We start from the raw sequence: 20,433 nt of genomic DNA, 5'->3' as shown, positions 1-20,433 counted from the left end.
AAACTATGAGTAGTTTAGATATGCAGATAAAAATGAGAAGAATTGGAAAGTTAACTAAGTCATTATGTAATTAATGTAAGTGAGATAGAAATTAATAATAAAATAAGAGGTTCTATATAATCTGACTTAATTATTCACTTTTGAGGTCTAATTAATTGATTAAGCTTCAAAAGTGAATAAATAAAATTATAACTCTCCTAAAGCAAATTTTAACTCTTTTACAAAGTGATCAATATTAGATTGTTCCTTCGCATCTGTATGACTAAACGAAAATGTCTGACGTTTATTGGTCTTAATAATAATCGTGTCATGATGTTCAATTAATGAAAACAATTTTCCTTGCTCTGCAAGCTCTTCTAACCAATTTAGAAATTGCAAATAAGTCATTGACTCTCCTTCATACAAATTACATTTACTTTACAACAACAAGTCAATTGACTAGCAGTTCCCTTACTCTTTACCTTTGATTAAAGAATTTCTAAATATAAATTAAAGTATAATTTTAACAAGCCTTATTCTATATGAATTACACAGAATAAAATCAGATATGTGACGGGGTTAAAAGAATGGCGTACAGACTTATAACCTCTCTCCTATCAACGAGTAGCTTTCAAATAACCAATCAGATATATGTTATACCTTTAAAAGATAATTTCTCAATCTCTCAGTGCTAAATAACGATACAGTTAAAGTATATCTATTTATAAAAATTACGTAATAAAAAACCCGGTCACTCAACTAAGTAACCGGGCTTGTTTAATGCTAATAATTAATTAGAAACTAAAACGGTAACCAATATTAATATGCGCCTGATCAAATTTATTACCCATTGTTTTTTCCATGTCTAAATAGAAAGTATGGCTTTTATTAACCAAAACACTTGCACCAACACCAGAAACCCATGCATCACCTTTAAAGGAGATCTCTTCTTTTGAGCCATTTAGTTTATAGCTTGTCTCACCAGTAAACTCATGTAACCAGCTATTTTTAAAGTAGAAGTTAACCGGGGCACGATCAGCTTTATTCACTTCATAACCAATTAATACACCAACGCGGCTAAGCAGTGAATCATAACTGTCTAACTCAACTTTTAAACCGTTAGAGTTATCAATTGTCGTACTATCCTGCCAGCTATAGCTTAACTGTACTTGTGGTTCTACATACCATCCGGTTCTGTTTTCACCAAAATTGAAACGATGACCACCTTCAATAGAAGCAGAGAAACCATCAGAACTACCATTACCATAAACAGCATTACCTTGAGTATCAGTTACATTCAGTTTATTTTTATGATGTTGATATTTTAAAATACCATCTAAATAGGCGCCTGAATTCATGATATAGGTTGCATAGACACCTATAGATTTACTTTTTAAGCTACCATCACCACTTGCATAATCCTGAGATGAATTAGTTAAGCCAACAAAGGCACCAGTATATAAATCACCCTGACTAAAAGTGAATGATTTATCCGCACCTAATTGGAAACCATGATAATCCATATCAAAACTACCTAACTTATGGTTAGAAAATGAATCAAAATTACCATAGAAGAAACGTACCCAAACGTTATCCTGCTCACTACCCTGACGTAAATCGCCCATACGTTGTAGTAAAGTTTGAGTTTCAGCATAGTTCATTAAATAACTCACGTTTAAGAAACTCGCTGAGGCATCAGCTGCTGAAGAGGTAGTATCCGATGAGTAAAGTTCCCAGTCAGTGCCTGTCTGACGCAAGCTATATACATATCCACCCAGTTCAACATTGCTCGTTAAACCAAATGAACCTTGACCGTCTGCGGTATTAACCAGCGTTAAGGTTTCAGTTCCGTCAGTGGTATCACTACCGCTATTAGCCACAGTTAAACGGTGACTACCTGCAGTAGTTCCGGTCACCTGAATTAAATCGCCACTATTATTTAATAAATCAGTACGCATACTAAATATGCCGTTACCTGATAAATTATTTACCGTCAACACACCATCAGTCGCAGTCTGGAAGTTTACTTTTGAATTATTACTTAATGCTAAGTTATTAATGCTGGAGTCATTATCAAATGTCCAGGTAGAGTTGTTTAAGGCTAAATTAGCCACTCCACCACTTGATTGCGTTACTGCACCATTAAGTACTGAACCGCTCGTCATTGACAGATCAACTAAAGCTGAATTTTGTGCAGCAAGCTGACCAGTAATATTCATTTTACCAGTACCTGTAATCGAGCCACCTGTACCATCAGCAATCATCGCTACACCGGATAACGCATTCAGTGTAATATCACCCTGTAATGTCACTTTACCCTGATTATTAGCCACAATACCATATACACCAGCCGCACCTTGCAGGTTCATGCCATTAACATTAATTTTACCGCCACCACCTGTTGCCCACAGTGCATAAGCCGGACTGCCGTTACGATCGACCTCAATCTCAACGTTATTCAAATTGACAGTTGAATTAGCACCCTGAGAAAGTGCAGCGTAGCTGCCGCCAGAAATCAATTTACTGTCGTTAATCGTTGCACTAGCTGTTGACCCACTAGCAGCATAAACTGCAACCGTTCCGGCATTATCTGACTGTAAAACACTGCCTGCACTGATGGTTGCACTGCCTCTACGCACATCAATGGCGTTGGCACTTGAACCTATGGTATGGATCGTTAATGCTTCAGCTGTAAAGGTTGCGTCATTACGTCCAACCATCCAGACGCCTGTAGAAGTTGTTCCTGTTGTCGTAATTTTACTGTTACTACCCAAATCAACACTATGTGCACCATTATTCATATTGATACCATAGCCATTACTACCGGATGTTTCAATCGTTAAGCTATCCGCTTCGACGTTGACATCAGTTCCTAAAGTAGCAATACCATCACCGTTACTGGTAATTTTACTATTTGAACCCAACTTAACCGTTGATGTACCTCCAGCTAAAATCCCTTTCCCTGTCGTTGTTTCGATAGTTAAATTGTCAGCAGTTAATTCAGCATTACCACTTAATTTAACGCCATATGAAACATCACTGACAGCATTTGTTTCTATAATAATTTTGCTACCGGTACCAAGATCAACATCAGCACCAGATGACTCTATTCCGGTAGACATGGAATTAGAGTTTGCTTCGATAGTTATCCCATTAGCAATAAGTTTTCCTGAGCTATTTAAAACAACACCTGCTGAAGAAGTTGTACTTTCTACCTTAATTTTCGAACCATCACCTAAATCAACGATATTGTTCCCGGTACCAATAATACCTTTAGCAGAGCCACTCCCGGTGACTTCGATATCCAGGCCAGAACCAGACATATTCGTTTGGTCACCCAAATTTACCGCATTAATATTATAAACAGTGTTTGTCGTTGGAGGTGTTGTTTGTTTGACATCAATAGTTGAGCCAATACCAAAATCATTATCCATTTTATTGGTAAGGTTGACCCCAGTGATACTGACATCAGGAATAGAGTTAGTCAGTTCAACAGTAATTGAACCATTGCCTAATTGCAAAGCACCACTACCAGCAGTCGTGCTGGAGACAGCGTTTCGCTGATCATCAACAATAACTTTATCCCCACTGACGAGTGTTGTGGAGTTGAGATCAACAGGAGTATTGTATTCAGTTGCTAGTGCCAGAGGAGCAAAAACCATATTACCAGCAATTGCAAGAATGGGTAAAAGAGGTCTATTCTTAATAGACATAGCTATAAAGGTCATTTTCATGATTAAGTCATTCCCGAGTAGTTTTATTATAAAGTTGGCTTTACATACATTGTGCAAGCCTGTCTTTTGTAAATTTGGAACTTGTAAATAAGTCAAATTTATTACTACTCGTTTTTGAACTCTTTGTTACTATTCATCCTTAATTTATTTTAATTAAATGATTAAATAGTAATATAACCCGCTAATCTATATAGAATTATTCAAATATTTGAATTAATTCAACTTCATTCCTTGATTGATTCTTTATTCCATTATTTGACCGTTTTATAAACTCTAAATAACGAAAAGTAATAAGTTGTGCATTTTAGTTGACTTTGATCAAAAACAATAACAAGTGCCTGAATTTCATACAGCAATCTCATTGATATTATTAATCTCTGCAAAATAAACTCTATGCTGACTTATTTTGGACACGAAATAATACAACTATTTTTATTATATTACCAATAGTTAGTTTTAAAATTATTTCATATTCTGACTATATAATTAAATTGGCCTAACTGCTTTTAACTTAAACTAAAATAGTTCGAGACTATATTAGTACAGTGTTTTTAGCGTTTAATCATTTTTATAAAAATAGATAAGATTAGTAATTTCAAATCTAATAAACCCAATTTAATATGACAATTTTGAGTACTTTTGGTGAGCAAAGATTTGTATAAAATCCGATAAACCCACCTTCTGCTCAAAATCTCTAAAAAAATAATACAATTAAAATAATCAGTAAGTTAAAAGTTAAAAATAGTCAGTATCTTAATAACTATGACTCATACTCATTACCAGAGTGGCTGTACCTAACACTAGTATTATATTATTTGATATGTTTAGTTGTGGTTAAGGTAAATGGTGATAATTTGATCTAACTCTTCAGAAAATTGTAGCGCATCCTGAAAGCGATACCCTAAATGATGGCCAATAATATCGACATAAGTACATGATAGCTGTCGGGCAACTTCACGCGCAGTTTTAGCATAAAAAGCCTCACCACTGGCGCGGCCTGCTGTCATCACAATAGGCACTCCACTGCTACGCAGTACGTCAATACATGGTACATAATGGTTAATATGGACAAATTCGTGTGCTAAAAAGCGCTCGTGAGTGGCAGCAATATGCTCAGTGGGCCTTATCGCTTCCTGCTCAAAACCAATAAAACACGTACCAAAAAGTGCCATTGCCTGTGCAGCCCCCTTAGTGTTAAAAGTTTTACTCACCTCATGAAAAAGTGCCTGCCATTTACTGGCTTCATTTTCCGGTAAAATATTAACAACCGGCGGCTCATGAGCAATAAGCCCTTTCACCAGTTCAGGGTGCTGAGCTGTAAGCTCTAATGCAATATTTGCTCCGGCACTACTTCCAAATACATATGCCGAGCCAAGGTTAAGTGCTTTAATGACAGCGGCTGCATCGCGGCCAGCCTGCTCCATATCCATTTCACCATTTATGTCACCAGTACTACGCCCATCAGCACGACGGTCATACCTGACTACCGTGTAGCGGTCAGACAGATAAGTAGATAGTTTAGTGAATATTTTGCTATCACCATTGCCACCTGCAATCAGTAGTAATAGCGGTCCTTCACCTTCAATATCATAAGCGATATCAGCATCTTCTGTGCGAACAACACAAGACTTAATCATTTCATAACCATTTGATTTATTTTAATATTTAATTAAAAAATAATTGTGAAATATCACTATAACTGGCTTTTATAGAAGCGACAGAGCCAGATATCAAGATATTATTGTTTTAATCTAAAGTGGTGGATCATAGTGTATGGAAGTTATCTTGTCCAGACTCGCACACCCTCTGATTATTTGTCCCTGATAGTTAATAAAAACTTCAAAGATATTTATTCCGTCATTATTAATGACACATAGAGAATCAATCCAGCGTGCCCGAATAAGCCCATAAATCTGATATTCTTCTGACTAAAACATTAAGAATGAATAAAACTTATTGGTTGTCGCCACTCAATTTGCTCACAACCATTAAACTCCGCAAACTGTTGTAATGACAATTCTAATTCATGTTTAAATCGATCTAATTGCAACGGTTTTTTCTCAACAAAGATATTTTGTACGATTAAGTTTTTGTGTTGACGATCAGCTTTGGCGTCAAGACGACCAATAAACTGATCTCCCCAAAGTAAAGGTAAACAAAAATAACCGAATCTACGCTTATTTTGTGGTACGTAACATTCTAATTGATAATCATAATCAAACAAAAAAGACAGACGCTTTCTTTGGATAAGCAAATTATCAAATGGAGACAATATCTTTACCCGGCGCTTAGGTAATCGTTGATTTAATAATTCTAAATGACTGTTAGTTGTATAATAAGTCTTTCCTTCAATGGAAACAGGAATAATCTCGCCGTCTTCGACATAAGATTTTAGCTCACGATGAATAGCCACTTTCATACCGTTTCTTAAATAGCCAAATTCAGCTTCATTGCCTAGCCCATGGGAGTTTAAAAAACGTTTGATTAAATAGCGGGCATATTCCTCATTTGACGGAAAAGAGGTATTAATATTTGACGGTAAAACCCGTTCGGTAAGATCAAAGACTTTCTGGAAGTTATTACGCTCAGTGATCATCAATTTGCCTTGCATAAATAGCAGTTCCAATGCTTGTTTAGCTGGCTTCCAGTCCCACCAACCACTATTGTTTTTAGCTTTCTGCTCAAAATCTTTAGACTGTAAAGGGCCTTCTTCACGTATACGTTCTAAAACATGCGCCGTCATTTTTTTTGCTTGCGGATACCAGGTCACTGCTTTTGTTGACATTTCCTGCATTCTGGGTAAACAAAAACGATAGTCATTCATAGGCAGATAAGCCGCAGCATGAGACCAGTATTCAAAGATTTGACGGCTTTGCTGTAGCAAATCTAAATGCTCTGGTAAATAATTGGCAGAACGGCTCCATAACGTATGGTGATGTGCGCGAGCTACCACTGAAATAGTATCTATTTGCACATAACCTAATTTATTAATGATATCGAACGTTGTATTTATATCATTATCAGAAGAGCCAATGAATTGATTTAATAAAACAATTTTACATGCTTGTTGCTTTGATATTGATAAACCAGTCATAAATCAAATTCCGAGAGATGATAAAATTTTAGGTAAAAATAAGTATGGCAGAATAAAAGTATAACGATAAGTAATATATCAACCAACCCTGTTTTAGGAGCCATAATATAGCCTATCACAGGTTGTAATCTTACATATTTTCTTTTAGTTGTAGCGGCTTAATCTTTGTTTCAGACAGAACAATCTTCTTCTGAATACCCTTGTATTTTAGCGAGCAAAAAAGCCAGCTATCATGATGATAAAACTGGCTTTTTAAGCTTTTTGTACTTACCGGAATATTACGAAGTTATTCCCACTCAATAGTCGCTGGAGGCTTGCCGCTAATATCATAAACCACGCGAGAGATACCATTGACTTCATTGATGATTCGGTTAGAAACACGACCTAAGAAATCATAAGGTAAATGCGCCCAGTGAGCCGTCATAAAGTCTACTGTTTCAACAGCACGTAGTGAAACGACCCAGTCATATTTACGCCCATCTCCCATAACACCAACAGAACGAACTGGTAAGAATACCGTAAACGCCTGACTGACTTTATGATAAAGGTCTGCTTTGTACAGCTCTTCAATAAAGATAGCATCGGCTTTACGCAGTAAATCACAATACTCTTTCTTCACTTCGCCCAGTACACGAACACCAAGACCCGGACCCGGGAATGGGTGACGATAAAGCATTTCATATGGCAGTCCAAGCTCTAAACCAATTTTACGTACTTCATCTTTAAATAGTTCGCGTAGTGGTTCAACCAGCCCCATTTTCATCTCTTCCGGTAAACCACCCACATTATGGTGAGATTTAATGACATGTGCTTTACCTGTCTCTGTCGCTGCTGATTCGATAACATCCGGGTAAATCGTACCTTGTGCTAACCAGTTCACATCTTTAATTTTGAAGGCTTCTTCGTCAAAAACTTCAATAAATACACGACCGATGGTTTTACGTTTCGCTTCCGGATCAGTAACACCTTTCAGTTCAGATAAGAAACGATCTTCTGCTTCTACCGCAATGATATTTAAACCAAAGCGATTACCAAACATATCCATTACTTGCTGTGCTTCATTTAAACGCAGTAAACCGTGGTCAACAAACACACACGTTAACTGATCACCAATCGCTCTGTGTAGCAGTAAAGCGGTAACAGATGAATCCACGCCACCTGACAGACCAAGTAATACTTTATCTTTACCAACTTGCTTTTTGATACGTTCAATAGCATCTTCAATGATAGATGACGGAGTCCACAGCTTCTCACAACCACAGATATCAATGGTAAAGCGTTGTAATAGCTCTGCACCCTTGACTGTATGAGTCACTTCCGGGTGGAACTGTACGCCGTAAAAACGTTTTTCATCATTGGCCATAATGGCAAAAGGACACGTTTCTGTACGCCCTACAGTCACAAAGTTATCTGGAATCGCTGACACTTTATCGCCATGACTCATCCAGACATCAAGTTCATTATGACCCGCGGCATTTTTACTATCAAAAATACCATCGGTTAGTTTTGATGAAGCGACGATATCAACTTTAGCGTAACCAAATTCACGCTGGTCTGAGCCGGCAACCTTTCCACCCTTGCCCACTTGCAGCGCCATCGTTTGCATACCATAGCAAATTCCAAGTACCGGAATACCTGCATTAAATACGTATTCTGGTGCTCTTGGACTATTTGCTTCAGTGGTACTTTCCGGGCTACCTGAAAGAATAATCCCTTTAGGATTGAACTGTTTGATTTTCTCTTCTGATACGTCCCATGGCCATAGTTCACAGTAAACGCCAATCTCACGCACACGACGTGCAATAAGCTGCGAAACTTGTGATCCAAAATCGAGGATTAAAATACGCTGTTGGTGGATGTCTTTTTTCATTAATCGTGTTCCCATGATGACAGTGACTAAGATAAATCTGAAAATAAACATCAAAAACATAAGTTATTGATTTTATTGCAGTTTTTTTTATATTTTATCATTATTCCCTTAATAACAAAGAGCACAAAGAAACAATTATAAAACATAAGTAAATACAAAAAACAAGAAATATGAGGTGATAAGAATCACCTCATATTGTTATTACGTTTAAATCAATTCAGTTCAAACACTTATTGTTGTGTCGCCTGAATTGCTGTTAATGCGATAGTATAAACGATATCGTCAACTAATGCACCACGTGACAAGTCGTTAACTGGTTTACGCATACCTTGTAGCATTGGACCAATTGACACTAAATCAGCAGAACGTTGCACCGCTTTATATGTAGTATTACCTGTATTTAAATCCGGGAAAATAAACACAGTGGCTTTACCAGCAACTTGTGAATTAGGTGCCTTAGATTTAGCAACATCAGGCATAACCGCCGCATCGTATTGCAAAGGACCATCGATCATCAGATCTGGACGTTTTTCTTGTGCAATACGCGTTGCTTCTTTCACTTTTTCAACATCAGCCCCCTGACCAGAGTTACCTGTTGAGTAAGAGATCATAGCAACACGAGGTTCAATACCAAAAGCAATTGCAGTATCAGCAGATTGAATAGCAATTTCAGCAAGCTCTTGTGCATTTGGATCTGGATTGATCGCACAGTCACCATAAATATAAACCTGTTCAGGCATAAGCATAAAGAAGACTGATGATACAAGTGAGCTATTTGGTGCTGTTTTGATGATTTGTAACGGTGGACGAATAGTATTAGCCGTTGTGTGCACTGCACCTGACACTAAACCATCAACATCACCATTTTCCAGCATCATTGTACCAAGTACTACGTTATCCGCCAGTTGTTCACGCGCAATAACATCAGTCATACCTTTGTTTTTACGTAGCTCAACTAAACGAGGAACATATTTTTCGCGAACTTGCTCAGGATCCATAATTTCAATCCCTGCACCAAGTGTTACGCCTTGAGACGTTGCCACGCGACGTACTTCATCAGGATTACCAAGCAGAATACATTTAGCAATACCGCGTTCAGCACAAATCATTGCAGCTTTAATTGTGCGTGGTTCATCGCCTTCAGGCAGAACAATCGTTTTACCGGCTTTACGTGCTAGTTCAGTTAACTGGTAACGGAACGCTGGTGGAGATAAACGACGTGCAGATGAAACTACTTCAGTTAATGATTTCACCCAGGCTGAATCGATATTATCCGCCATAAAGTTTTGCACTTCTTCAATACGTTCATGGTCATCAACCGGAACTTCTAAATTGAAATTTTGCAGATTGATCGATGTTTGCCATGTATTAGTATCAACAGTAAATACTGGTAAACCTGTATCAAACGCTTGTTGACATAATTTTTTTACACCCGGATCGATTTCATAACCGCCGGTTAATAAAATAGCACCAATCTCAACACCATTCATGACTGAAAGTGAAGCAGAAACCAGAATATCAGCACGATCAGCAGAAGTTACAAGCAGCGCATTGGCTTGAAGATGAGAAAGCATATTTGGGATATTACGCGCACAGAATGAAACATGTTTGATACGACGTGACTTAATTGCCCCTTCGTTCACAATTTTTGCATTCAGATGTTTAGCAATATCAATGGCACGGCTGGCACTTAAATCGATATTCCATGGAATACAACCAAGTACTGGCAGCGGACTGACTTTTCTTAAATCTTCGATAGTGACTTTTTTACCATCAAACGTTGGCGTGTGGTAAATTTCAGCGATATCCGGACGGGCAAGACCTTGTTCATCAATTGGAGCATTAACTTTATTAACCAGTACACCAATGATTTTTTCGTTTTTAGTGCCACCAAAGTTAGAGCGTGCGATTTCAATACGCTCTTTTAGTTGCTCTGCTGAATCACGGCCCATCGACATTACAAAAATAATCTCTGCACCTAAAGTTTTAGCGATATCAAAGTTAAGTTGGTTAGCAAACGGATAGCCGTTAGTTGGTACGATACCTTCAACTAAAATGACATCTGCATCTTTAGTATTTTCAGCATAAAGAGCAACCACTTGCTCCATTAAAACGTCTTGTTGGTTTGAGCTAAGCAGTGACTCAACATGACTCATTTTTAGTGGTTCAGCAGTTGAAATTGTTGAGTTAGCACGAATAATTGATGTGGTTTGGTCTGGCGTATCGCCACCAGCACGTGGCTGAGCAACAGGTTTAAATACGCTTAATTTAACCCCCTGACGCTCCATTGCGCGAATTACACCTAAACTAACACCAGTTAAACCGACATTTGTTCCGGTTGGAATTAACATAATTGTACGAGACACGGTAATACCTCTCTAATAAAAAAACCGCCGTTATCCGGCGGTTAGATGATTATGCTGTTAAGCGATTTGTATCTTGCGCAATGACAAGTTCTTCGTTAGTTGGGATCACAAGTGCAAGGCGTGAACCTTCTTTATTGATTGCACCAGCTTTACCAAAACGAGCAGCAAGGTTACGTTCTTGATCAAGTTCAAAACCAAGGATACTTAGTTTTTCCATCACACTACGACGAACACCTTCTGAGTTTTCACCGATACCACCAGTAAAGATAATCGCATCTAAACGACCATCAAGTAACATACTGTAACCACCAATGTATTTCACTAAACGGTGAACGAAAACATCAAATGCATTAGTTGCACCTTCGTTTTTACCGTAGTTGTCTTCAACATAACGGCAATCACTGCTTACTTCTGTTAAACCAAGCAAACCTGATTTTTTGTTTAGTAAGTTATTAATATCAGCAACAGACATTTTTAAATTGTCGTGTAAGAAGAACATAATTGCTGGATCAATATCACCAGAACGAGTTCCCATCACTAGTCCTTCAAGAGGTGTTAAGCCCATTGAAGTTTCAACACATTTACCGTTTTTAATTGCAGTAATTGATGCGCCATTACCTAAGTGACAAGTGATAACGTTCAGCTCATCAACAGGTTTGTTAAGCATTTTTGCCGCTTCACGGCTAACATAGAAATGACTTGTACCATGAGCACCGTAACGACGAATACCATGCTCTTTATATAGGTTATAAGGGATAGCATATAAATATGCTTCTTTTGGCATAGTGGTATGGAATGCAGTATCAAACACAGCCACATTTTTATTTTTTAAATGTGGGAATGCTTTATAGGCTTCACGAATACCAATTAAATGCGCCGGGTTATGTAAAGGAGCAAACGCAGCTGCATCTTCAATACCTTTTAGTACAGTGTCATCAATCACAACTGATTGAGTATACTTCTCACCACCATGAACAATACGGTGACCAATTGCTTTTAAGTTAGCAAGTAATTCTGGTTTTTGAGACAGAATTTTACCAACGATATATTGTAGTGCTTCGCTATGCGCAGCGCCTGCACCTAAGTCTGCTTCAGATTTATTACCATCTACTTTCCACTTAATACGTGCATCAGGTAGGTTGAAACATTCAGCAAGGCCAGATATGTACTCATCACCATTTACAGCATCAAGAATTGCAAATTTTAGTGAAGAGCTACCACAGTTAAGAACGAGAATAAGATTACTCGACATAGTGATGTGATCCCTATTTTTTAAATAAAACGACAATACACCAATAAGAACATATTGATGAATATGAACAATCATCAGATGACTAATGATAAATTTATATATTTGTGATTAAATAAAGGTCGCAAGACCTCCATAAAAGGTGCGCATATTTTAAGACAATAAATTGGTAATGTCGAGGTTTCAAGATTAAATGAGCATGATTAAATTATTAAAAGATGGGCAACGCTATATGCAGGTTTGCCCAAATGACAAAAGATTGCTCAGCAGCTTCCCCGAAATGAAAATCATTCGTTTAACACAATTAGCTAAACGATATATGCCTCCGGCGATTGTCATCTTATTTATTTGGCAATATTACATGAATGCTAATTGGGCTATTGCCCTTCTAACATCCATATTTGCTTTTAGTTTACCGGTTCAGGGAATGCTGTGGTTGGGCAAGCGCGCGAATTCCCCCCTGCCACTCACTCTGGTCGATTGGTTTGCTATGCTTGAAAAGCGCCTTATTGATAAACACGTTTTAGGTAAATCAAATCCCAAACCTAACTTTATGGATCTGATGAGAATACTCAATTTAGCTAAACTTCATCTTGGCGATTACCTTGACCTTGATGATTCAGACCAGAACGGAGCTCACCTGTCATGAAAAATGCGGAGTATCTGTTACATCAGCTTGAGAAGCAAATTGCTTTACTTGGTCAACAACTCAGTCAGAGTAAATGGAAACAGGTGAATGAATCACGCTTTGATCCACAATTATTCCTGACGACTCATGAACCGGCACATAAAATCAGTTTGGCACACTACCTGACTGAGATTGAGCAAAATTTTGACTTTCTAAAGGAAACAGTCGCTACTCAACAAACAGAAAAAGTAGCTTATATTGCTGAGAAACTGGTTAATCAGATTGCTGCCCTGCACCGTGAACTGGCAACACAACAGCTACGACTTGAAGAGCCGAAAGCTGTTTATACCGAAACACCTTATCAGGTTCATTCCCGTTATTTAGATTACCAAAGAAGACTTGTTACTATGCGCATAGAACAAGAAGAAAAACTACAGCAAGCCAGAGCTTACGCAGAAAAACAGCAAATTCAAACTCAGCTGGCAGCGCTTGAAAACCGCATCACCCGCTGTAATGCAGCCATTGCTAAATTAGAAAGACAACTAGAAAGTGACATTGTCACAAATCGTTATTAATCTATTGATCACACCTTATATATAGCTAAATAGCATATGAATATAACAATTCATTCCTGTTATCTTTTTATAAGCTGTTTATAATAGCAACCATAAGTAGTAATTCCTCTTTTATGACTCTGACTAGGAGAATCTGTATGAGTAAAATATTTGATGATAACTCTCAAACTATCGGTTATACCCCACTTGTTCGTTTAAAACATTTTGGTAATGGCAATATTCTGGCCAAGGTTGAATCACGTAACCCTAGTTTTAGCGTTAAATGTCGTATTGCTTCCAATATGATTTGGGATGCGGAAAAACGTGGATTATTAAAACCAGGTGTCACATTAATCGAGCCAACCAGTGGTAATACTGGTATTGCTCTGGCGGCTGTTGCGGCAGCTCGTGGTTATAAACTCATCCTGACTATGCCCGCTAGCATGAGTATCGAACGCCGAAAATTACTTAAAGCATTAGGCGCAGGTTTAGTATTAACTGAAGCAGCTCTTGGTATGAAAGGAGCTATAGATAAAGCAGAAGAACTTGCTGCAGCAGATCCAGAACATAATATTATCCTGCAACAATTTAGCAATCCGGCAAATCCGGAGATTCATGAGAAAACCACAGGTCCAGAAATCTGGAATGATACCGATGGTAATGTTGATATATTTATTGCCGGTGTGGGGACGGGTGGTACCTTAACGGGTGTGAGCCGTTACCTGAAAAAAACCAAAGGTAAAAATATTGTCTCTGTTGCAGTTGAACCAACTGATTCACCGGTGATCTCTCAAGCCCTTGCTGGTGAGCCAATTAAGCCAGGCCCTCACAAAATTCAAGGTATTGGCGCAGGCTTTATTCCGGGTAACCTTGATTTAAGTCTGGTCGATCATGTAGAAAAAGTAACAAACGATGAAGCGATTGAAACAGCCCGTTTGATTATGGAAAAAGAAGGTATTCTGGCAGGTATTTCTTCCGGTGCTGCTGTTTTTGCTGCTGATCGTATGTCAAAGCTACCTGAATATGCTGGAAAAACAATTGTGGTTATTTTACCTTCTTCAGGTGAAAGATACCTAAGTACCGCTTTATTCAATGGTTTATTTACAGAAAAAGAACTAAATCAATAAAAGCTAAAAAACTATTGATGTGAAAATTACTTGATTTAATTTGTAAAAATAAAGATAATTTGCGGGCTATTTTTATAGTACATAACAAAAATAAATTAAGGAAATCACATCATGTTATACATTATCATTCTTATTGTACTTGGTATTGCGGCTGCTCCGTCTTTAATCTTAGCTAAAAAACCAGATGCAAAAGAGACACTTGACAAACTAGTTCCGTTCCAAGGTTGGTTAGGTGTGATTGTATGTTTAGTAGGTATTTGGCGTACTATCGAAGGTATCATCTACATCGAAGTACTAACTATTGCTCCTATGGTTTGGATTATTTGGATGGTTGTTGCTATCGTTGAAGTGGTTCTTGGCTTCATCATGGGCTTCGGTCTAATCAACACTTACGTATTATCACGTAATCCAAAAACAGAAGAAAAAGGTCAACAACTTATTGCGAAATTACAACCACTACAAGGCGCATTCGGTATTGCTGCTATCGTAATCGGTGTATTAGCAATCATTGGTACTTTTATTCTGTAAGTCACGATAAGTCATTATCGAAATAATACCGTCGCTCTGACGGTATTTTTTTGCCTGTAATTTATAGTCACCATTGTAATATCTGTTAATAAGTCCCTAATAGTGAATCCCCATTCTTAGCCATTTAATAATCTTTTATTACTGATTTTGCTGTAGCCCTTTTCTTATCCCCTGTTCCATCGTTTGCATACCATATTGTTGCCCCGTTTGTAATAAGCTTAATATTTGGCTGTTTTTACCCTCTTTAATCAGATGACTTACTGCAGGAGTATTGATCAGCACTTCATAAGCAGCAAATCGACCTGTGTTTTGTGTATTCATGACTAATGTTTGATTAATAACAGCACATAAACAGTCAGCCAGCTGAGCTTTAACAAAATACTTCATCTCACCTGGAAAAACATCAACAATACGATTAATAGACTGAATAGCTGAATTAGTATGTAACGTTGCCAGAACTAAGTGGCCAGTTTCTGCTGCTGTCAGTGCCGCCTGAATAGTTTGTTGATTGCGCAGCTCCCCCAGTAGAATAATATCCGGATCTTGTCTTAGCAGTGATTTAAGTGCACTTTCAAACCCATAGATATGGAGATTTACTTCTCGCTGCTGTATTAATGCTTTGCCGGCGGGATAGATAAACTCAATGGGATCTTCAAGCGTAATAATATGCTTTGCCTTAGACTGGTTAATATGCTGAATTAATGCAGCCAGAGTTGTTGATTTACCACTTCCTGTGGCACCAGTAATTAAAATAAGCCCCTGCTGCTTTTCAATCAACTCAGTAAAAATAGTTGGAGCACCCAGTTTATTTAATGTTGGTATTGTCTGTTTAATCAAACGAAAGGAAGCAGAAATCCCATTTTTCTGATAAAAAATATTCCCTCTAAATCGGCCATACTGCTCATGATGATAAGCAAAATCAATCTGTCTATCGATTTTTAACTGTTGCAGTTGTGGCTCAGAAAGGAGTTGATATAATTGTTGTTCTAAAATATCTGGTTGCAAAACACTAAGCTCTAAATGGATTAACTGACCATTAACACGAATAGCAGGTCTTTGCCCGCTGGATAAATGTAAATCTGAAGCGTTTTGCGCTAAACTGATAGCAAATATTGATTCCATCTTGATTGAGTTATAAATAATGAATAATGTGCAGCATAATTTAAACCACATCCGGCAAGTGATTGATACCACAGCACAGCAATGCGGCAGAGATCCCAAAACAATTACACTGGTTGCAGTCAGCAAGACAAAACCTGTAACGATGATCGAGCAGGCTCTGCACGCAGGACAAGTTCATTTTGGTGAAAACTATGTGCAGGAAGGCGTAGAAAAAGTAATTCATTTCCAGTCGCAGGATTTAGTTCAAAGGCCCGTGTGGCACTTTATCGGCCCTTTACAGTCAAATAAAACCAAACTGGTTGCAGAACACTTTGACTGGATTCATACCATTGACCGCCTGAAAATAGCCCAAAGATTAGATGCACAAAGACCACAGCATAAATCACCTTTAAATACCTTGATTCAAATTAATATCAGCGATGAAGAGAGTAAGTCTGGTATTGAGCCTAAAGCTATGCTGGATCTGGCTGCAGAAATAGTTAAGTTACCACATCTGAAGCTGCGAGGACTCATGGCTATCCCCGCGGCAGAAAAAGATGCTGATAAGCAGTTTGCTATCTTTCAGGAAATGCATAGTCTGTTTTTATATTTACAACAACATTACCCGGACATTGATACGCTTTCTATGGGAATGAGTGATGATATGACCTCAGCAATAAAAGCGGGTAGTACCATGGTCAGAATCGGTAGTGCTATTTTTGGCGAACGCTTAAAACAAGCCTAATCCACTGATTTTAATCTAAAAATAGCTCAATGAAATATGGTGCATTGATGGCTACTATCTATGTTATAATCACCAAACATTGAGAGAGGTAATTAAATGGCATCAATATTTTATATTGTAAATACAATTCTGACAGTCGGTATTTATGTGTTTATTCTAAGACTCTGGATGCAATATGCACGAGTCAATTTTTATAATCCATTTACTCAATTTGTCTTACGTATTACTCAACCAATTGTCGGACCGCTAAGACGTATTATTCCGTCCATTGGTCGTATTGATACATCTATTGTGCTTGTGACTTATATTATTGCTCTTATTAAAGTTATTTTTATCACGACCTATGCTTTAAAATGGCCGGTATGGAACATGATGTACCTGTTTTATGGTATTCTTGCTATGTTTCATGCGCTTGGTCACCTTATCTTTTGGATGTTACTGGTACGTGCTATTTTAAGCTGGATCAATCGTGGCCAGTCCCCTGTTGAAGATTTACTGGCGCAGCTAACTGAACCGCTGATCAGACCAATTCGTCGAATCGTGCCACCATTTGGCAGCATTGATATCTCCTTTATGATTTTTGTTTTTGCACTTATTGCCCTAAATCTTATTGCAACGGACTTGTTTGGTATTGTATGGATGCTACTGTAAGTTCCCCTGTTGTCTTTAACAAAGAAAGCAACGAATTAACTTTAAGACTGTATATCCAACCTAAATCCAGCAGAGATCAAATTGTTGGAGTCCATAATCATGAGTTAAAAGTGGCGATTACCGCGCCACCTGTTGACGGTCAGGCAAATCAACATTTAATAAAATTTTTATCTAAACAATTCAAAGTTGCTAAAAGTTCGATTATGATTGAGAAAGGTGAATTAGGTCGCCATAAACAAGTAAAAGTTTTACAACCAGTAACAATTTCAGATGACATTTTAGAATTGATTTGCAATAATTAAAAGAAAATGAGAATTATTATCACTAAGGAAGATTTAGACATATGACAGCAACACCACTCATACTCACAGTACTTGCCGGTGCATCTACATTTATCGGGGCTCTTTTTGGTGTCATGACCAAAAAACCATCTGAGAGAGTACTTGGGTTTTCTTTAGGTTTTGCTGCCGGTATTATGTTGCTAATTTCTTTAATGGAAATGTTACCTGCGGCTTTTGCAACGCCGGGGGTGTCTCCTATTCTGTGTTATGCCATGTTTATTGTGGGCCTGGTTGGATATTTTGGTTTAGATCGACTACTTCCTCACTGTCATCCTTATGACCTTCCATGTGAAGAAGGCGATCTTGAGTGCTATGCGTGTGAGATGGATAAACGCAAAGATAAACTAAAACGTACCGCAATTCTGTTAACACTTGGTATCAGTTTACATAATTTCCCGGAAGGGATTGCCACGTTTGTAACTGCTAGTGCAAACTGGGAACTTGGCTTTGGTGTAGCAATTGCCGTTGCTATTCATAATATTCCGGAAGGACTGGCCGTTGCGGCGCCTGTTTATATGGCGACAGGTTCTAAAGGACAAGCACTCTTTTGGGCTGGGATATCTGGATGCTCTGAAATGCTTGGTGGTGTTCTCACCTACTTCATTCTGGGTGAAATCATCTCCAACATGGTCATGGCAAGTATCATGTCTGCTGTAGCGGGTATTATGGTGGCCCTATCTATTGACGAACTTATTCCTTTGGCCAAAGAAGTTGACCCTAAGCGAAATCCAAGTATCGGAATCCTGTGTGGAATGACAGTCATGGGCTTTAGCCTGATATTACTACAATACTTCTAATTCCAAATAAAGCTATCTATAATAGATGGCTTTTTAGTTCTTATTCCCTGTTATTTAATTTAGATAAATCAAAACCACTCAAAATAAAATATTTAATAAAATCAAAAGGTTATAATTTTCAGTTTTTGTTATTAGAAAACATCTTTTTTATGTTTGTTATTAGCAGGGTTTTTAGCGGGGAGCACGCCCCGCTGGTGTGATATTTTTATTTATATGATTTTTAGTTTTTCGCTGTTATTGGCAGGGTATCGAGCGGGGAGCGCGCCCCGCTTTTACGCGTGTTCTGTTAAAGCTGCTGCAGATTCCGTGGGCTTGATGGCTTACCACACCATAGAGGCGCCCGTTCGTCAGGCTCACTAAGACCTCTAAAGTATGGTTTCCATCAATCAAGGCTCCAGAGACCTTTCAAAACAGTTTCCAAATATCAAGAAACTAATATGTAAAAGAAACTAAATAAGAAAAATTCTTAAATTCTTAAATTCTTAAATTCTTAAATTCTTAAATTCTTAAATTCTTAAATTCTTAAATTCTTAAATTCTTAAATTCTTAAAGAAATCTCTCCTCATCTGTCTTGAATGTCAACAGAATAAGATGTTATTCCTTTTTTATTTACGAATCAAATGCCGTGATTGATGGAGAGCGTACCTCATAGGTCTTAGCGAGTCCTCGAGCGGGTGCCTATGGGGTGCGGTAGGCCATCAAGTCCCACGGAACAGGCAACATCGACAAAATATTGTGCACGGGCGGCGCAGTCCGCCCCTAAACCCATGCTAATAACAAACAATAAAAAAAGCCACTAAATAGCAGCTTTTGATTATTCTAACTAATAATAGTCCAAAACCTAGAACACCCCAATAACAACCCCAAATGCTGAAATAGCCGTTAAGATTAAAATCACCCTAGTAGCCGTCATCTGTTTAGAGGCAATTAACCACCAAGCAAGTAAGACCATACTCAGTGGTAAGATTTTAGGGAAAATACCATCCAGAACATCCTGCAGCCCACGAATACTATCTCCCATCGGAATCTCTAGCTTTGTTTGTAAGACAATATTCCCGGCAGCCAGTCCACCAACGACCATAATCCCTAAAATATTAAAGGCATCGGTAATACGCTTAACATTATCACCAATGATAGTATCAATGGCACTCACCCCTAAGCGGTAACCATTAAAAAAGCTCAGATATGAGATAAGCGGACCAATGATCGCATACGCGATAATATAGAAAATAGGTCCAACTGCACTACCACCAGCTGCCATCCCCATTGCAATTGACAGCAATATTGGAACGATAATACCCTGAATTAAAGAGTCACCAATCCCGGCTAAAGGTCCCATGAGCGTCGCTTTAATATTAACAGGTAATTCCTCTGGTACATCATGACCGCGTGCAATCTCCTCTTCCATAGAAGCCACAATACCATTGATCAACTGCCCGGTTTGTGGTTCTGTGTTATAAAACATTGAATGACGTAGTAATAAACGATGCTTTGCTTCCGGGTCATCTTTATAGTATTTTTCTACAAATGGGATATAAGAATATGCCCATGCATGTGCCTGGAGTTTTTCATAACTCATGGAAGACAGATGAGTAAAACCCCATCGGTACCAAATCTGACGCAGCTCTTTTTTACTCATTCTTGGTTTTTCTGCTGTATTTTCCATCTT

At 38.0% G+C, this 20,433-nt stretch carries 17 protein-coding genes; 8 read left to right on the top strand and 9 right to left on the bottom strand.

The genetic code is table 11. The features are described 5' to 3' along the window. Positions 1-186: 186 nt before the first annotated feature. The 7 genes from IPMB12_RS06355 to IPMB12_RS06325 form a co-directional block, all read right to left on the bottom strand. The gene (locus tag IPMB12_RS06355; protein ID WP_166916061.1) at positions 187-387 is read right to left on the bottom strand and encodes a hypothetical protein; all 201 of its coding nucleotides are present in this window, start codon (positions 385-387) and stop codon (positions 187-189) included. 386 nt (positions 388-773) lie between these two features. After that, positions 774-3,692, bottom strand: a complete 2,919-nt coding sequence (locus tag IPMB12_RS06350; RefSeq protein ID WP_166916059.1) for an autotransporter outer membrane beta-barrel domain-containing protein — start codon at positions 3,690-3,692, stop codon at positions 774-776. 845 nt (positions 3,693-4,537) lie between these two features. Next, positions 4,538-5,350 (bottom strand): alpha/beta fold hydrolase, encoded by an 813-nt coding sequence (locus tag IPMB12_RS06345; RefSeq protein WP_166916057.1) that lies wholly within the window; start codon positions 5,348-5,350, stop codon positions 4,538-4,540. A 299-nt stretch (positions 5,351-5,649) separates the two neighbouring features. Further along, a complete protein-coding gene (locus IPMB12_RS06340) occupies positions 5,650-6,807 on the bottom strand; it encodes a winged helix-turn-helix domain-containing protein (RefSeq protein WP_166916055.1) in 1,158 nt (385 codons plus the stop codon). 286 nt (positions 6,808-7,093) lie between these two features. Beyond that, positions 7,094-8,677 carry a glutamine-hydrolyzing GMP synthase gene (guaA, locus tag IPMB12_RS06335; protein WP_166916053.1) on the bottom strand — a complete coding sequence of 528 codons (1,584 nt, stop codon included), beginning with the start codon at positions 8,675-8,677 and terminating at the stop codon, positions 7,094-7,096. Between the two features lie 230 nt (positions 8,678-8,907). Next, the gene (gene pta / locus IPMB12_RS06330; protein WP_166916051.1) at positions 8,908-11,043 is read right to left on the bottom strand and encodes a phosphate acetyltransferase; all 2,136 of its coding nucleotides are present in this window, start codon (positions 11,041-11,043) and stop codon (positions 8,908-8,910) included. Positions 11,044-11,092: 49 nt separating this feature from the next. Then, positions 11,093-12,295, bottom strand: a complete 1,203-nt coding sequence (locus IPMB12_RS06325; protein WP_166916049.1) for an acetate kinase — start codon at positions 12,293-12,295, stop codon at positions 11,093-11,095. Positions 12,296-12,491: 196 nt separating this feature from the next. On the opposite strand from IPMB12_RS06325, the gene yfbV reads away from it, so the two are divergent. From yfbV to IPMB12_RS06305, 4 genes are all read left to right on the top strand, one after another. After that, the gene (gene yfbV / locus IPMB12_RS06320) at positions 12,492-12,941 is read left to right on the top strand and encodes a terminus macrodomain insulation protein YfbV (protein ID WP_166916047.1); all 450 of its coding nucleotides are present in this window, start codon (positions 12,492-12,494) and stop codon (positions 12,939-12,941) included. Then, the gene (gene priC, locus IPMB12_RS06315; RefSeq protein ID WP_166916044.1) at positions 12,938-13,495 is read left to right on the top strand and encodes a primosomal replication protein PriC; all 558 of its coding nucleotides are present in this window, start codon (positions 12,938-12,940) and stop codon (positions 13,493-13,495) included. The genes yfbV and priC overlap by 4 nt, the downstream gene beginning before the upstream one ends. Before the next feature lie 137 nt (positions 13,496-13,632). After that, entirely contained in the window at positions 13,633-14,601 is a 969-nt protein-coding gene (cysK, locus tag IPMB12_RS06310) for a cysteine synthase A (RefSeq protein ID WP_166916042.1), read from the top strand. 111 nt (positions 14,602-14,712) lie between these two features. Next, positions 14,713-15,129 (top strand): hypothetical protein, encoded by a 417-nt coding sequence (locus tag IPMB12_RS06305; RefSeq protein ID WP_166916040.1) that lies wholly within the window; start codon positions 14,713-14,715, stop codon positions 15,127-15,129. Between the two features lie 138 nt (positions 15,130-15,267). Here the strand turns inward: IPMB12_RS06305 and IPMB12_RS06300 are convergent, their stop codons facing one another. After that, entirely contained in the window at positions 15,268-16,251 is a 984-nt protein-coding gene (locus IPMB12_RS06300) for a type IV pilus twitching motility protein PilT (RefSeq protein WP_166916038.1), read from the bottom strand. A 19-nt stretch (positions 16,252-16,270) separates the two neighbouring features. On the opposite strand from IPMB12_RS06300, the gene IPMB12_RS06295 reads away from it, so the two are divergent. The 4 genes from IPMB12_RS06295 (at position 16,271) to zupT (ending at position 18,764) form a co-directional block, all read left to right on the top strand. Then, positions 16,271-16,975 carry a YggS family pyridoxal phosphate-dependent enzyme gene (locus tag IPMB12_RS06295; RefSeq protein ID WP_166916036.1) on the top strand — a complete coding sequence of 235 codons (705 nt, stop codon included), beginning with the start codon at positions 16,271-16,273 and terminating at the stop codon, positions 16,973-16,975. Between the two features lie 96 nt (positions 16,976-17,071). Continuing rightward, positions 17,072-17,626, top strand: coding sequence for a YggT family protein (locus tag IPMB12_RS06290; protein WP_166916034.1), 555 nt, complete (start codon positions 17,072-17,074; stop codon positions 17,624-17,626). After that, positions 17,611-17,928, top strand: a complete 318-nt coding sequence (gene yggU / locus IPMB12_RS06285; RefSeq protein WP_166916032.1) for a DUF167 family protein YggU — start codon at positions 17,611-17,613, stop codon at positions 17,926-17,928. The genes IPMB12_RS06290 and yggU overlap by 16 nt, the downstream gene beginning before the upstream one ends. A gap of 41 nt (positions 17,929-17,969) precedes the next feature. Next, the gene (gene zupT, locus IPMB12_RS06280) at positions 17,970-18,764 is read left to right on the top strand and encodes a zinc transporter ZupT (protein WP_166916030.1); all 795 of its coding nucleotides are present in this window, start codon (positions 17,970-17,972) and stop codon (positions 18,762-18,764) included. Between the two features lie 841 nt (positions 18,765-19,605). Here the strand turns inward: zupT and IPMB12_RS06275 are convergent. Next, positions 19,606-20,430 (bottom strand): PTS system mannose/fructose/sorbose family transporter subunit IID, encoded by an 825-nt coding sequence (locus IPMB12_RS06275; protein WP_166916028.1) that lies wholly within the window; start codon positions 20,428-20,430, stop codon positions 19,606-19,608. Between the last annotated feature and the right edge of the window lie 3 nt (positions 20,431-20,433).

It is taken from the genome of Zophobihabitans entericus (assembly GCF_011745665.1).
GTDB classification, from domain to species: Bacteria; Pseudomonadota; Gammaproteobacteria; order Enterobacterales; family Orbaceae; genus Zophobihabitans; species Zophobihabitans entericus.
This window is presented reverse-complemented; position numbering and strand designations above follow the sequence as displayed.

Excerpts from the sequence above, each read along its gene's own strand:
- IPMB12_RS06355 (WP_166916061.1), bottom strand. The coding sequence starts at position 387 with ATGACTTATTTGCAATTTCTAAATTGGTTAGAAGAGCTTGCAGAGCAA.
- IPMB12_RS06350 (WP_166916059.1), bottom strand. The coding sequence starts at position 3,692 with ATGTCTATTAAGAATAGACCTCTTTTACCCATTCTTGCAATTGCTGGT.
- IPMB12_RS06345 (WP_166916057.1), bottom strand. The coding sequence starts at position 5,350 with ATGATTAAGTCTTGTGTTGTTCGCACAGAAGATGCTGATATCGCTTAT.
- IPMB12_RS06340 (WP_166916055.1), bottom strand. The coding sequence starts at position 6,807 with ATGACTGGTTTATCAATATCAAAGCAACAAGCATGTAAAATTGTTTTA.
- guaA (WP_166916053.1), bottom strand. The coding sequence starts at position 8,677 with ATGAAAAAAGACATCCACCAACAGCGTATTTTAATCCTCGATTTTGGA.
- IPMB12_RS06325 (WP_166916049.1), bottom strand. The coding sequence starts at position 12,295 with ATGTCGAGTAATCTTATTCTCGTTCTTAACTGTGGTAGCTCTTCACTA.
- yfbV (WP_166916047.1), top strand. The coding sequence starts at position 12,492 with ATGATTAAATTATTAAAAGATGGGCAACGCTATATGCAGGTTTGCCCA.
- priC (WP_166916044.1), top strand. The coding sequence starts at position 12,938 with ATGAAAAATGCGGAGTATCTGTTACATCAGCTTGAGAAGCAAATTGCT.
- cysK (WP_166916042.1), top strand. The coding sequence starts at position 13,633 with ATGAGTAAAATATTTGATGATAACTCTCAAACTATCGGTTATACCCCA.
- IPMB12_RS06305 (WP_166916040.1), top strand. The coding sequence starts at position 14,713 with ATGTTATACATTATCATTCTTATTGTACTTGGTATTGCGGCTGCTCCG.
- IPMB12_RS06300 (WP_166916038.1), bottom strand. The coding sequence starts at position 16,251 with ATGGAATCAATATTTGCTATCAGTTTAGCGCAAAACGCTTCAGATTTA.
- IPMB12_RS06295 (WP_166916036.1), top strand. The coding sequence starts at position 16,271 with ATGAATAATGTGCAGCATAATTTAAACCACATCCGGCAAGTGATTGAT.
- IPMB12_RS06290 (WP_166916034.1), top strand. The coding sequence starts at position 17,072 with ATGGCATCAATATTTTATATTGTAAATACAATTCTGACAGTCGGTATT.
- yggU (WP_166916032.1), top strand. The coding sequence starts at position 17,611 with ATGGATGCTACTGTAAGTTCCCCTGTTGTCTTTAACAAAGAAAGCAAC.
- zupT (WP_166916030.1), top strand. The coding sequence starts at position 17,970 with ATGACAGCAACACCACTCATACTCACAGTACTTGCCGGTGCATCTACA.
- IPMB12_RS06275 (WP_166916028.1), bottom strand. The coding sequence starts at position 20,430 with ATGGAAAATACAGCAGAAAAACCAAGAATGAGTAAAAAAGAGCTGCGT.